Annotated in this window: 16 protein-coding genes; 9 read left to right on the top strand and 7 right to left on the bottom strand. The window is 69.1% G+C overall.

From position 1 onward, the window contains the following. The 3 genes from ACWGST_RS02065 to ACWGST_RS02055 form a co-directional block, all read right to left on the bottom strand. Complete coding sequence (locus tag ACWGST_RS02065) at positions 1–618, bottom strand: TlpA family protein disulfide reductase (protein ID WP_452044971.1); 618 nt, start codon at positions 616–618, stop codon at positions 1–3. After that, positions 618–1262: a histidine phosphatase family protein gene (locus ACWGST_RS02060; RefSeq protein WP_452044970.1), complete on the bottom strand. Its 645-nt coding sequence runs from the start codon at positions 1260–1262 to the stop codon at positions 618–620. The genes ACWGST_RS02065 and ACWGST_RS02060 overlap by 1 nt, the downstream gene beginning before the upstream one ends. Before the next feature lie 78 nt (positions 1263–1340). After that, the gene (locus ACWGST_RS02055) at positions 1341–2297 is read right to left on the bottom strand and encodes a Dyp-type peroxidase (RefSeq protein WP_452044969.1); all 957 of its coding nucleotides are present in this window, start codon (positions 2295–2297) and stop codon (positions 1341–1343) included. 124 nt (positions 2298–2421) lie between these two features. Here ACWGST_RS02055 and aspS point away from each other — a divergent pair, with 124 nt between their 5' ends. Further along, positions 2422–3792 (top strand): aspartate--tRNA(Asn) ligase, encoded by a 1371-nt coding sequence (gene aspS / locus ACWGST_RS02050; RefSeq protein WP_452044968.1) that lies wholly within the window; start codon positions 2422–2424, stop codon positions 3790–3792. A gap of 52 nt (positions 3793–3844) precedes the next feature. Then, positions 3845–4789: a formylglycine-generating enzyme family protein gene (locus tag ACWGST_RS02045; RefSeq protein ID WP_452045064.1), complete on the top strand. Its 945-nt coding sequence runs from the start codon at positions 3845–3847 to the stop codon at positions 4787–4789. A 9-nt stretch (positions 4790–4798) separates the two neighbouring features. Here ACWGST_RS02045 and ACWGST_RS02040 read toward each other — a convergent pair whose 3' ends face one another. Both ACWGST_RS02040 and ACWGST_RS02035 read right to left on the bottom strand, forming a co-directional pair. Next, on the bottom strand, positions 4799–5095 hold the full coding sequence (locus tag ACWGST_RS02040; protein WP_452044967.1) for a glutaredoxin family protein: 297 nt from the start codon (positions 5093–5095) through the stop codon (positions 4799–4801). A gap of 118 nt (positions 5096–5213) precedes the next feature. Beyond that, complete coding sequence (locus ACWGST_RS02035) at positions 5214–5312, bottom strand: 30S ribosomal protein bS22 (protein ID WP_003792170.1); 99 nt, start codon at positions 5310–5312, stop codon at positions 5214–5216. 118 nt (positions 5313–5430) lie between these two features. Here ACWGST_RS02035 and ACWGST_RS02030 point away from each other — a divergent pair, with 118 nt between their 5' ends. Further along, entirely contained in the window at positions 5431–5940 is a 510-nt protein-coding gene (locus ACWGST_RS02030) for a GNAT family N-acetyltransferase (protein ID WP_452044966.1), read from the top strand. A gap of 45 nt (positions 5941–5985) precedes the next feature. Then, complete coding sequence (locus tag ACWGST_RS02025; protein WP_452044965.1) at positions 5986–6468, top strand: anthrone oxygenase family protein; 483 nt, start codon at positions 5986–5988, stop codon at positions 6466–6468. Between the two features lie 21 nt (positions 6469–6489). Here ACWGST_RS02025 and ACWGST_RS02020 read toward each other — a convergent pair whose 3' ends face one another. After that, the gene (locus ACWGST_RS02020; protein WP_452044964.1) at positions 6490–6927 is read right to left on the bottom strand and encodes an ArsR/SmtB family transcription factor; all 438 of its coding nucleotides are present in this window, start codon (positions 6925–6927) and stop codon (positions 6490–6492) included. 72 nt (positions 6928–6999) lie between these two features. Here ACWGST_RS02020 and ACWGST_RS02015 point away from each other — a divergent pair, with 72 nt between their 5' ends. Both ACWGST_RS02015 and ACWGST_RS02010 read left to right on the top strand, forming a co-directional pair. Beyond that, positions 7000–8442 (top strand): TrkH family potassium uptake protein, encoded by a 1443-nt coding sequence (locus tag ACWGST_RS02015; RefSeq protein WP_452044963.1) that lies wholly within the window; start codon positions 7000–7002, stop codon positions 8440–8442. After that, entirely contained in the window at positions 8435–9103 is a 669-nt protein-coding gene (locus ACWGST_RS02010) for a potassium channel family protein (protein ID WP_056655554.1), read from the top strand. Before ACWGST_RS02015 ends, ACWGST_RS02010 begins: the two co-directional genes overlap by 8 nt. Positions 9104–9118: 15 nt before the next feature. On the opposite strand, the gene ACWGST_RS02005 is transcribed toward ACWGST_RS02010, so the two are convergent. Further along, positions 9119–9532 carry a hypothetical protein gene (locus ACWGST_RS02005; protein ID WP_452044962.1) on the bottom strand — a complete coding sequence of 138 codons (414 nt, stop codon included), beginning with the start codon at positions 9530–9532 and terminating at the stop codon, positions 9119–9121. 132 nt (positions 9533–9664) lie between these two features. Between ACWGST_RS02005 and ACWGST_RS02000 the strand changes: the two genes are divergently transcribed. The 3 genes from ACWGST_RS02000 to kdpA are packed head-to-tail and all read left to right on the top strand — an operon-like array spanning position 9665 to position 11585. Beyond that, complete coding sequence (locus ACWGST_RS02000) at positions 9665–9808, top strand: hypothetical protein (RefSeq protein ID WP_452044961.1); 144 nt, start codon at positions 9665–9667, stop codon at positions 9806–9808. Continuing rightward, positions 9805–9894: a potassium-transporting ATPase subunit F gene (locus tag ACWGST_RS01995; protein ID WP_022891167.1), complete on the top strand. Its 90-nt coding sequence runs from the start codon at positions 9805–9807 to the stop codon at positions 9892–9894. The genes ACWGST_RS02000 and ACWGST_RS01995 overlap by 4 nt, the downstream gene beginning before the upstream one ends. Before the next feature lie 17 nt (positions 9895–9911). After that, positions 9912–11585 carry a potassium-transporting ATPase subunit KdpA gene (kdpA, locus tag ACWGST_RS01990; protein ID WP_452045063.1) on the top strand — a complete coding sequence of 558 codons (1674 nt, stop codon included), beginning with the start codon at positions 9912–9914 and terminating at the stop codon, positions 11583–11585. The last annotated feature ends 49 nt before the right edge of the window (positions 11586–11634 follow it).

The raw sequence follows: 11634 nt of genomic DNA, 5'->3' as shown, positions 1-11634 counted from the left end.
CTAGGCCTGCTCGGCGAGGAGGTCGTCGATAATCGTCTGCAGAATGGACGCGTCTTTCAGCTGGCCGAGCACGCGCGCGGCCACCTTGCCGTTCTGGTCGAGCACGATCGTCGTCGGCACGGCGGCGGGCGGCACCCGGCCGGCGAACGCGAGCTGCGCCTCACCGGTCTCGACGTCGAGCACCGAGGGGTAGGTGATGCCGTAGTCCTGCTCGAAGGGCGCTGCGGTGCCGGCCTGGTCGCGCACGTTCACGCCGACGAAGCTCACCTCGTCGGCGTCGACGGCCTCGTGCACCTCTTGCAGAATCGGCGCTTCGACCCGGCACGGAGCACAGCCCGCGTACCAGAAGTTGACGACCTGCACCTTGCCCGCGTCATCGGCGGAGTCGTACTGCTCGCCCTCGACGGTCTCGCCGGCGAATTCGATCGGCTCGCCGCGGTCGGCCGCGTCGTAGACCGTGATCGTGCCATCGCCGGCGATGTAGTTCTTGCCGCTGCCCTCGCGGAACTGCTCGGCGAGCGGATCGCTCGTGCACCCGGTCAGCAACAGCGCGGATGCCACGGCCACCGCCGCGACGCTGGTCGAGTAGCGAGCGAAGCGAGCGTATCGAGACCTCATCACACTGCTCCTACGTCTGTGGCCTGTGCGGCGAGTCCCGCCGCGGGGTCGGTGTAGCCCACCTCGACGAACGGTTCGCCGCGTCGTTCGAGCGTCGTGATGCTCGACAGCGCGCAACGCCGATGCCGGGGGTCGTGCGCGAGCGAGTCGCCCGCGAGGCGCCGGTGCACCATCCAGATCGGCAGCTGGTGACTCACGATCACGACGTCGCCGCCGTCGGCCGACCGCCAGGCGTCGTCGATCGCGGCGAGCATGCGGTCGGCGATCGAGCGGAACGGCTCGCCCCAGCTGGGTCGCCACGGGTTCACGAGCAACGGCCAATTGCGGATGTCGCGGAGCGCGCCGCCCTCGCCGCGCAGGCGCTTGCCCTCGAACCGGTTCTCGGGTTCGATCACCCGCTCGTCGAGCCGCGGGGCGAGACCGAATGTCGCGGCGATGGGAGCCGCGGACTCCTGCGTGCGCTGCAGGGGCGATGCCACGAGCGCTGCGACCGGGCGGTCGCGGGCGACGAGGTCGTCGGCGGCGGACTGCGCCATGCGGTGGCCGAGGTCTGAGAGGCCGTAGCCCGGGAGTCGCCCGTAGAGCACACCCTGGGGGTTGAACACCTCGCCATGGCGCACGAGATGGATCTGGTCGGCCGGCACGGCTTCCAGTCTAGAGAGCGCCTCCCTATGAAACCGCCGAGCGTGCCGCTCGCCGTCGCCGCCGGCGCACGTCGATCGTCAGTCGGCGCCCGCGAGCGCCTCGAGCAGGTGGAGCGGCGGCACGAAGAACGTGCCGCCCGTCGTCGCGGTCGACGCGTCGAGGATGCGGTCGTGGTAACCCGGCGGGTCGCCGAGGAACATGCGCTGCAGCATCCGCTCGATGACCCACAGGCGACGGGAGTACCCGATGAAATAGGTGCCCATCTCACCCGCTGCGGGGCTGCCGAACGGCATGTTGTCTCGCAGGATCTCGAACTCCACGCCGTCGTCGCCGGTGATCGTCGCGAGGGTCTTGTGCGCCCGCTGCGGTTCGGTGTCGTCGAGTTCGAGGTTGTCGGCCTTCCGCCGTCCGATCACCGCCTCCTGCTGCTCGGTCGTCATCGCGTTCCAGACGGCGAGGTCGTGCAGGTACTTCTGCACGACGACGTAGCTGCCGCCGGCGAACGCCGGGTCCTCGTCGCCGATGAGCGTCGCCTCGGTCATGCCCGCGCCCGACGGGTTCGCGGTGCCGTCGACGAACCCGAGCAGGTCCCGTGCGTCGAAGTAGCGGAAGCCGATGACCTCGTCGGCCACCTCGACCGCATCGCCGAGCTGCTCGAGCAGCAGTCGTTCGAACTCGAAGCAGAAGTCGGCCCGATCGGCGCGGATGTGGAACAGCAGGTCGCCCGGGGTCGCCGGTGCGCGATGCTCCCCGTTCTCGATCTGCGTGAAGGGGCGCAGCTCCGCCGGCCGGTCGGCTCGACCCAGCCGGTCCCAGAGATCCGAGCCGATGCCGACGACGCACGAGAGATTGCCCCCGAGGTCGCGGAATCCGACGGACTTGACGAGGTCGTCGATGCCGGCGATCACCTCGAGCACGGCGCTCAGCGCATCGTCGCGCGACGGGATCGTCACCACCAGGAAGACGGCCGACCGTGTGAGCGGTGCCGCAACCTGCTGCGCGTCGATCGGCACCCGTCGATCGCTTCCGTCCATGACCCCGCTCCCCCCGATGCTGCGACGCGCGGCCCCCACGGCCGCGTGCCTTCCGCCACCCTATGCCCGCTGTGCCGACGTCGACAGAACGGGTCGCGAACCCCCACCGGTAGGATGGACGATCGTGAACACCCGCACCCTCGTCAAGAACCTCGCCGCGCTCCCCGACGGCCCCGTCACCGTGTCCGGATGGGTCGAAACCGTGCGCGATCAGAAGAAGGTGCAGTTCGTCATCCTTCGCGACGAGTCGGGTGCCGTGCAGCTCGTGAACCCCGCGACGCGGGAACTCGATGAGAGCCAGCAGGGCGACCCCGAGGCCCCTTCGACGAGCTCAGGGAACGCCGCTCGCCTGGCGACGACCGAGGCCATCTCGGCGCTCGCGCACGGCTCGTTCATCACCGTGACCGGTGAGCTGAAGCACGACGAGCGCGTGAAACTCGGCGGCCTCGAGGTCAAGCTCGCCACCCTCGACATCGTCACCGCCGCGAACCCCGAGACGCCGATCGCCGCCGACTCGAGCCTCGACAAGCGCATGGACTGGCGCTTCCTCGACCTGCGCCACCCCAAGCAGGCCCTCATCTTCCGCATCCAGACCACGTTCCTGCACGCGCTCCGCGGTGTCTGGGTCGAGAAGGGCCTCATCGAGATCCAGACCCCGAAGCTCATGGCCTCGGCGTCGGAGTCGCGCGCCGAGCTGTTCGAGGTCGAGTACTTCGAGACCAAGGCGTACCTCGCCCAGAGCCCCCAGTTCTTCAAGCAGATGGCGCAGGCGGCCGGCTTCGGCGGCGTCTTCGAGGTCGGGCCCGCGTTCCGCGCCGACCCCTCGTTCACCTCGCGTCACGCGACCGAGTTCACCTCGGTCGACACCGAGATCAGCTGGATCGACTCGCACGAAGACGTCATGGCCCTGCACGAAGAGCTGCTCGTCGCGGGCTTCGAGGCCGTCGTCGCCAAGCACGGCGCCGAGATCGCCGAGCTGTTCGGCATCGAGCTCGCGGTGCCGACGCGGCCGTTCCCGCGCATCCCGCTCGCCGAGGCGAAGCAGATCGTCGCCGACCGCGGCTACGTCATCCCCCGCGCCGACGACGACATGGACCCGGAAGGCGAGCGCCAGATCTCGGCGTACGTGAAAGAGGCGTTCGGCCACGACTTCGTCTTCCTCACCGACTACGCGTCGAGCATCCGGCCGTTCTACCACATGCGGCACGAGGGCGACCCGAGCCTCACGAACTCGTACGACCTCATCTACAACGGCGTCGAGATCTCGACGGGCGCGCAGCGCGAGCACCGCATCGACGTGCTCACCGCGCAGGCCCTCGACAAGGGCATGGACCCGGAGGAGCTCGAGTTCTACCTCGACTTCTTCCGCTACGGCGTGCCCCCGCACGGCGGCTTCGGCATGGGCCTCGCCCGCGTCTTGATGCTCATGCTCGACGAGCACTCGATCCGCGAGACGACGTACCTCTTCCGCGGCCCGACGCGCCTGCTCCCCTGACCCGCGTACGACGTAGGCTCTGAGGGTGACGAGCGACAGCGCGACGACGCCCATGATCCGCATCGAGGGCGGCACGTTCCGCATGGGCTCCGACGAGTTCTACGCCGACGAGACCCCGGTGCACGAGCGCACGGTGGACTCGTTCGAACTCGACGTGCACCCCGTCACGAACGAGCAGTTCGCCGCATTCGTCGAGGCGACCGGCTACGTCACCGTCGCCGAGCGCCCGATGGACCCGGCGGACTTCCCGGGCGTCGACCCCGCCGACCTCGTTCCGGGAGGGCTCGTCTTCACGCCCACTGCGGGCCCTGTCGACCTGCGCGAGTGGCGGCAGTGGTGGCGCTGGGGTGAGGGCGCGAGCTGGCGGCATCCGTTCGGCCCCGCACCATCCGCTTCTCATGGCACGGTGACCCCTGAAGGTGCCGTCGTCGACGCGCTCGCCGACCGCCCCACCCACCCGGTCGTGCAGGTGAGCTTCGAGGATGCCTCGGCCTACGCCGCGTGGGTCGACAAGCGCCTGCCCACCGAGGCCGAGTCCGAGTTCGCCGCTCGCGGCGGGCTCGACGGTGCACGCTTCGCGTGGGGCGACGAGGAGTTCCCGGGCGGCCGGCTCATGGTGAACCGCTGGCAGGGCTCGTTCCCCTACCGCAACACGGGCGCCGAGGGCTGGGTCGGTACCTCGCCCGTCATGACGTTCCCGGCGAACGGCTACGGCCTCTTCGACGTCACCGGCAACGTCTGGGAGTGGACCACCGACTTCTACACCGCGCGCCACAACCCGCCCGGTGTCGAGGCGGTCGACGCCGAACGTCGCCCGAACCTGCTCGCCGCGGCATCCGCAGAACCGGGCTCGCGCATCCCCCGCCGCGTGCTCAAGGGCGGCTCGCACCTGTGCTCGCCCGACTACTGCCTGCGCTACCGCCCGGCGGCCCGGTCTCCGCAGGCCGACGACTCGGCGACGACGCACATCGGCTTCCGCTGCGCCCGCGACGCCTGAGCGCCGGGCTCAGGCCTGCGGGGTCACCGGCGCTCGCACCACGGCGCCGAGCGCCGCCTTCAGCCGAACGGGGTCGATGCGCCAGTAGTTGTGCACGACATCGTCGATGAGCACGACGGGGATCTCTTCCGCGTAGCGGGCGCGCAGTTCGTCGTCGTCGAGGATCGAGCGCTCGTCGAGCACGATGCGCGGCGGGGCATCCGTCGCCTCGATCTCGGCCATGACGGCCACGACCACCTCCCGCGCGTCGTCGCAGAGGTGGCAGCCGGGCTTGCCGATGAGGGTGAGACGGATGTCGCGGGGCATATGTCGATCGTAGGCCGGGTCTCGATACGGCGCTGGCGCGCCTACTCGACCACCGTCGCCCGGGCACAGCGAAAAGCGCCAGGCCGCAGGGCCTGACGCTCAGCCGAGTCTCGAAGGACTACTTCTTGTTGCGACGCTGGTGGCGCGTCTTGCGAAGCAGCTTGCGGTGCTTCTTCTTCGCCATACGCTTGCGGCGCTTCTTGATGACGGAACCCATCAGAACCTCACAGAAAAGATCGAGTCGGACGCGCGTGCCGCGGCCGGAGGCCAGAAAGCCTCGGGGTAGTCTACCGGATCGAGACGGCAGCCCTCGCCCCGTGCATTACCGTCGAGGGATGACCCGCCCCGACCCCGTGTTCCGAACCACCGAGGAAGCCGACTGGCAGGCCGTGCGCGCACTGCGCCTCGAGATGCTGCGCGACACTCCGCTGGCCTACGGCGAGACGCTCGCCAGGGCCCTCGAGGTCGACGAGGCGGCCTGGCGTGCGCGTGCCGCCCGCGGCACGACGCACGGTCAGACCTCGATCGTCGCGATCGCCGGCGAGCGCTGGGTGGGCCACATGGGCGGCTACATTCCGGATGCCGCGTCGGGCCCGATGCTCGTCGGCGTCTACGTCGCACCCGACCACCGCGGCGACGACGCCGGCGTCTCGCGGCGGTTGCTCGAGGCGGTCGAGCAGTGGGCGCTCGGGTTCGGCGGCACGCTTCGGCTCGAAGTGCACGAGGGCAACCCGCGGGCGATCCGGTTCTACGAGAAGCTCGGCTTCACGCTCACCGGCCGCAGTCGCGAGTACGATCTCGCGCCCGGCGGGCTCGAGCTCGAGATGATCAAGCCGCTGCGCTGACCCCGCCGGTTGAGCTCGCCGAAACCCGACCGGCAGACTGGGCGCATGACCGCACTCGTCGAAGTACCGCTCATCATCGCAACGCTCGGCACCGGCATCGTCGCCGGCGTCTTCTTCGCCTTCTCGGGCTTCGTCACCCAGGGCCTCGCCCGCCTGCCCGCGGCCGACGCGGCACGGGCGATGCGCGAGATCAACGTCACCGCGGTGCGGGCACCGCTCATGCTCGCGATCTTCGGCACGGCGCTCGTCGTCGCGGCACTCGTCGTCTTCGCCGTCCTCGGCGAACCCGAGGGCGCGACGTGGTGGTCGCTCGCCGGGGCGGCGCTCTACCTCGTCGGCGTGGTCGGCGTCACGGGCGGCGCGAACGTGCCGCGCAACAACCGCTTGGCAACACCTTCGGCAGCGGATGCCGCGGCGCTCGCCGACGCCTGGCAGGCGTTCCGCCCGGGCTGGGTCGCGTGGAACCACGTGCGCACGATCACGGCGACCGCGGCATGCCTCGCGTTCGTCCTCGCGCTCGTGGCGTGAGCGCTCGCCCGCGGGGTGCGCCTACTTGCGCTTGACGACGGCGGTGACCTGGTGGGCGGTCTCGGCGAAGGCCTTGCCGATCGCCGAGGCGAAGGCGAACTGCTCTTCGTTGAGCGCCGCTTCTTCGCGCGCGGACGCGCCGGCGTTCGCGAGCGTCGCCGCGTCTGCCGCGGCATCCGTCGACATGAATGGAATCAGCCAGTCTTCGAGGGTCTCGAGCGGCGTGCGATCGAGCTTGTAGAAGCGGTGCTGGCCCTCTTCGCGCACCGCCACGAGGCCCGACTCGCGCAGCACCTTCAAGTGCTTCGAGACCGTCGGCTGACTCGCGCCGAGCGCGCTCACGATCTCTGAGACGCTGATCTCGCCGCCCGACGACGGCACCTCCGCCTCGCGTTCGAGGAGTACGGCGAGGATGTCGCGCCGCGTCGAATCCGCCACCACGTCGAAGATGTCCGCCATGCCCCAAGGCTAGTCACTCCCGGCGGGGAGTACCATGACTCACGCGTTCGGTGACGGCACAGAGGGGGCTCGATGCGCGCACAGCCGTTGGGTCGGCTCGGCCGAGTCGACCGCCGGTCGTGGCTCGGCAGGGTTCGCGACGCCGTCGACGCCCTCATGAAGCACTCGCCGTCGAGGTTCGCCATCCTCATCTTCGCGGCGCTCATCGTGCTGTTCACGGTGCTGTTCTCGCTGCCGATCGCGAGCGCCGACGGGCGGATCACGCCCCTCCACGACGCGGTGTTCACGGCCGTCTCGGTCATCTGCGTCACGGGCCTCTCGACGGTCGACATGGCCACGCACTGGTCGCCGCTCGGCAACACCCTCGTCTTCATCGGCGTCAACATCGGCGGCGTCGGCGTGCTGACCCTCGCGTCGATCCTCGGCATGGTCATCTCGCGCCGTCTGGGCCTCCGCGCCAAGCTCATCGCGGCGAGCGACTCCAACCCGTCGCGCATCCACGTCGGCCCCGTCTCCGAACGCCAGGCGGTGCGGCTCGGCGAGGTCGGCGGGCTGCTCGCGACCGTCGCGATCAGCGCCCTCGTCATCGAGGTGACGATCGCGATCGGCATGATCCCGAGCATGCTCGCGACGGGATACGACGCCTGGCACTCGTTCTGGTACAGCTTCTACTACTCGGCGATGGCCTTCACGAACACGGGGTTCAGCCCGAACCCGGGCGGCCTCGAACCGCTCGTCGGCGACTACTGGTTCCAGTCGCTGCTCATGCTCGGCGTGTTCCTCGGCAGCCTGGGATTCCCCGTCATCTTCGCGCTGGCCCGGGCCTGGCGGCATCCGCATCGCTGGAGTGTGCACGTCAAGCTGACGCTCGCGACGACGACGATCCTCTTCGTGGCCGGCGCCGCGATGTTCCTGCTGCTCGAGTACGGCAATCCGAAGACCTACGGCCAGCTCGACGCGGGGCCGACCGTCTTCCAGTCGTTCTTCATGTCGGTGATGACGAGATCGGGCGGGTTCGCGACGATCAACATGCACGACCTCAACGGCTCGAGCATGCTCGTCTCGGACATGCTCATGTTCATCGGCGGCGGCTCGGCGTCGACCGCCGGCGGCATCAAGGTCACGACCCTCGCCGTGCTGTTCCTCGCCGCGTTCGCCGAGGCCCGCGGCGCACCCTCGATGGAGGCGTTCGGCCGCCGCATCCCGCGCGACATGCTGCGCCTCTCGGTGAGCGTCGTGCTCTGGGGCGCGACGATCGTCGCGGTCTCGTCGATCGCGATCCTGCAGATCACGAAGCAGCCCTTCGACTACGTGCTCTTCGACGTGATCTCGGCGTTCGCGACATGCGGCCTGTCGACCGGCCTCACGGCCGAACTGCCGCCCGAGGGCGTCTACGTCATGGCGGCCACGATGTTCATGGGGCGGGTTGGTACAGTGACACTCGCCGCGGCCCTCGCGGCGAGCCAGCGCCGGCAGTTGTTCAAGCGTCCGGAAGAGAGGCCCATCGTTGGTTGATCGAATCAGGCACGACGCCCCGGTGCTCGTGATCGGCCTCGGCCGTTTCGGAGCCGCGACCGCGGGCCAGCTCGACCGGCTCGGCCGCGAAGTGCTCGCCGTCGACGAGAGCGAGACGCTCGTGCAGAAGTGGTCGGAGCGGGTCACCCACGCCGTCGTCGCCGACGCGAAGTCGATCGACGCGCTCAAGCAGATCGGCGCGCAGGACTTCTCGATCGCGGTGTGCGCGGTCGGGTCGTCGATCGAGGCGTCGGTACTCATCACGGCGAACCTCGTCGACCTGAAGATCCCGCAGATCTGGGCCAAGGCGATCTCGGCCTCGCACGGCAAGATCCTGCAGCGCATCGGCGCGAACCACGTGATCTACCCCGAGCGCGAGGCCGGCGAGCGCACCGCGCATCTCGTGAGCGGTCGCATGCTCGACTTCATCGAGTTCGACGACGACTTCGCCCTCGTGAAGATGTACCCGCCGAAGCCGATCCGCGGCAAGAACCTCACCGAGTCGGGCGTGCGATCCAAGTACCGCGTGACCGTCGTCGGCGTGAAGAGCCCCGGCAAGCCGTTCACCTACGCGACCGAGAACACCGTGGTGTCCAACCACGACCTCATCATCGTCTCGGGCACCGAGGGCGACATCGAGCGGTTCGCGGCGCTCGAATAGGCCTCAGCCGGGTCGTCAGCCGACGAACATCAGCACGGTGCCGATGACGGCCGAGGCCGCGGCGATGCCGATGAAGACGATGCCGAGGATGCGGATCACGCGTCGGCCCTGCGGCGGCTCGTGGAGTCGCAGGCGGTAGGGCTCGCGCTCTTTGTAGAACGCGGGCTCTTCGTCGGGGCGGGTGACGTGGGCACGCTCTTCTGCGCTGAGCGGCCGCGACTGGAAGCCGTCGTCCGTGAACCAGCGCACGACGGTGCCGTTGGTGCCGTCGCCGTCGCCGTCGCCGTCGATGACGACCGCCTCGGTGCGGATCCAGCGACCGTCGGCGAGCCGGATGAGGAGCGCGAGCAGCAGGCACACGAGTCCCGCGGCGAGCGCGAACCATCCGATGACCTCGGCGATGACCGAGATGGTGTCCGCCGCGTTCATGTGCCAAACGTAGCGTGCCGCGGGCGCCGCGGCCGCACGCGTGAGCGGCGCATTCGGATCGCCCGATGAGGCGTTAGGGCTCCATGAGGATCGGCCACGCGGCATCCGCTCGGGTGTTGCATCGCTAGCGCAGTGAAAACTGACCGCCCGCCGCGCCCCGCGGCCTGCGGAACTCCCGAACCTGGAGTCTTCGTGCTCGACGTCGTCTACATTCTCGGCATCATCGCCGTGTTCGTACTCGTCGGCCTCATCGCCAGGGGGGTCGAGAAGCTGTGATCTTCTTCGAACTCCTCGCTGCCGCGTTGGGTGTCGCCGCCGTGGTGTACCTCGTGTACGCCCTCGTGAAACCGGAGCGGTTCTGATGGGCGGCATCACCGGCATGGACGTGCTCTTCGCCGTCATGCAGGCGGCCACGCTCGCCCTGATCCTCGCCCTCCTCTACCGCCCGCTCGGCGACTACATGGCGCGCCTCTACTCGAGCGATCGCGACTGGAAGGTCGAACGCGGTCTCTACCGCCTCATCGGCGTCGACCCGCGCTCCGAGCAGTCGTGGCCCGCGTACCTCCGGGGCGTGCTCGCCTTCTCGGTCATCGGCCTGCTGTTCGTGTACGTGCTGCAGCGCGCCCAGGCCGTGCTGCCCTACTCGCTCGGCCTGCCGGCCGTGCCCGAGGGGCTGTCGTTCAACACCGCTGCGTCCTTCGTCGCGAACACGAACTGGCAGTCGTACTCCCCCGAGCTCACGATGGGCTACACCGTGCAGCTCGCGGGCCTCGCCGTGCAGAACTTCGTCTCTGCGGCCGTCGGCATCGCCGTGGCCGTGGCGCTCGTGCGCGGATTCGCACGAGCGAACTCCGGCACGATCGGCAACTTCTGGGTCGACCTGTTCCGCGGTTCGTTCCGCCTGCTGCTGCCGCTCTCGGTCATCGGCGCGATCGTGCTGCTCATCGGCGGCGTCGTGCAGAACTTCAACGGCTTCACCGAGATCACGACGCTCGCCGGCAACACGCAGAACGTGCCCGGTGGTCCGGTCGCCTCGCAGGAGGTCATCAAGCTGCTCGGCACGAACGGCGGCGGCTTCTTCAACGTGAACTCCGCGCACCCGTTCGAGAACCCGACCGCCTGGACGAGCCTCTTCCAGAACGTGCTCATGCTCGCGATCCCGTTCGCCCTGCCCCGCACCTTCGGCAGGATGGTCGGCTCGAACAAGCAGGGCTACGCGATCCTCGCCGTCATGGCGACGCTCTACGTGATCTCGCTCTTCGCACTGAGCGCGCTCGAATCGGGCGGCAACGGCACAGCACCCGAACTCGCCGGCGGCGCACTCGAGGGCAAGGAGGCGCGCTTCGGCATCTTCGGCTCGGCGCTCTTCGGCACCACGTCGACGCTCACCTCGACCGGCGCCGTGAACTCGATGCACGACTCCTTCACCGCCCTCGGCGGCATGATGCCGATGCTCAACATGATGCTCGGCGAGGTCGCCCCCGGCGGTGTCGGCTCGGGCCTGTACGGCATGCTCGTGCTCGCGATCATCGCGGTGTTCATCGCGGGCCTGCTCGTCGGCCGCACGCCCGAGTACCTCGGCAAGAAGATCGGACCGCGCGAGATCAAGCTCGCGAGCCTCTACATCCTCGTCACGCCGACGCTCGTGCTCGTGGGCACCGCGCTGTCGTTCGCGATCCCCGGAATTCGCGAGGACGTCGAGTCGGTCTCGATCTGGAACCCCGGCATCCACGGCATGAGCGAAGTGCTCTACGCGTTCACGAGCGCGTCGAACAACAACGGCTCGGCGTTCGCCGGCCTCACGGCGAACACCCCGTGGTTCAACACCGCGCTCGGCGTCGCGATGCTGCTCGGCCGGTTCATCCCGATCGTGCTCGTGCTCGCTCTCGCCGGCTCCCTCGCCGCGCAGGACAAGGTGCCCGCAACCGCCGGCACACTGCCCACCCACCGGCCGCAGTTCGTCGGCCTCCTCGTCGGCGTCACCGTCATCGTGACCGCACTCACGTACTTCCCCGTTCTCACGCTGGGTCCCCTGGCTGAAGGGCTGAACTGAAATGTCCATCGTCTCCACTGCCTCGGCCCCTGAGCCGTCGGCACCTGAA

It is taken from the genome of Agromyces sp. NPDC055520 (assembly GCF_053619715.1).
This window is presented reverse-complemented; position numbering and strand designations above follow the sequence as displayed.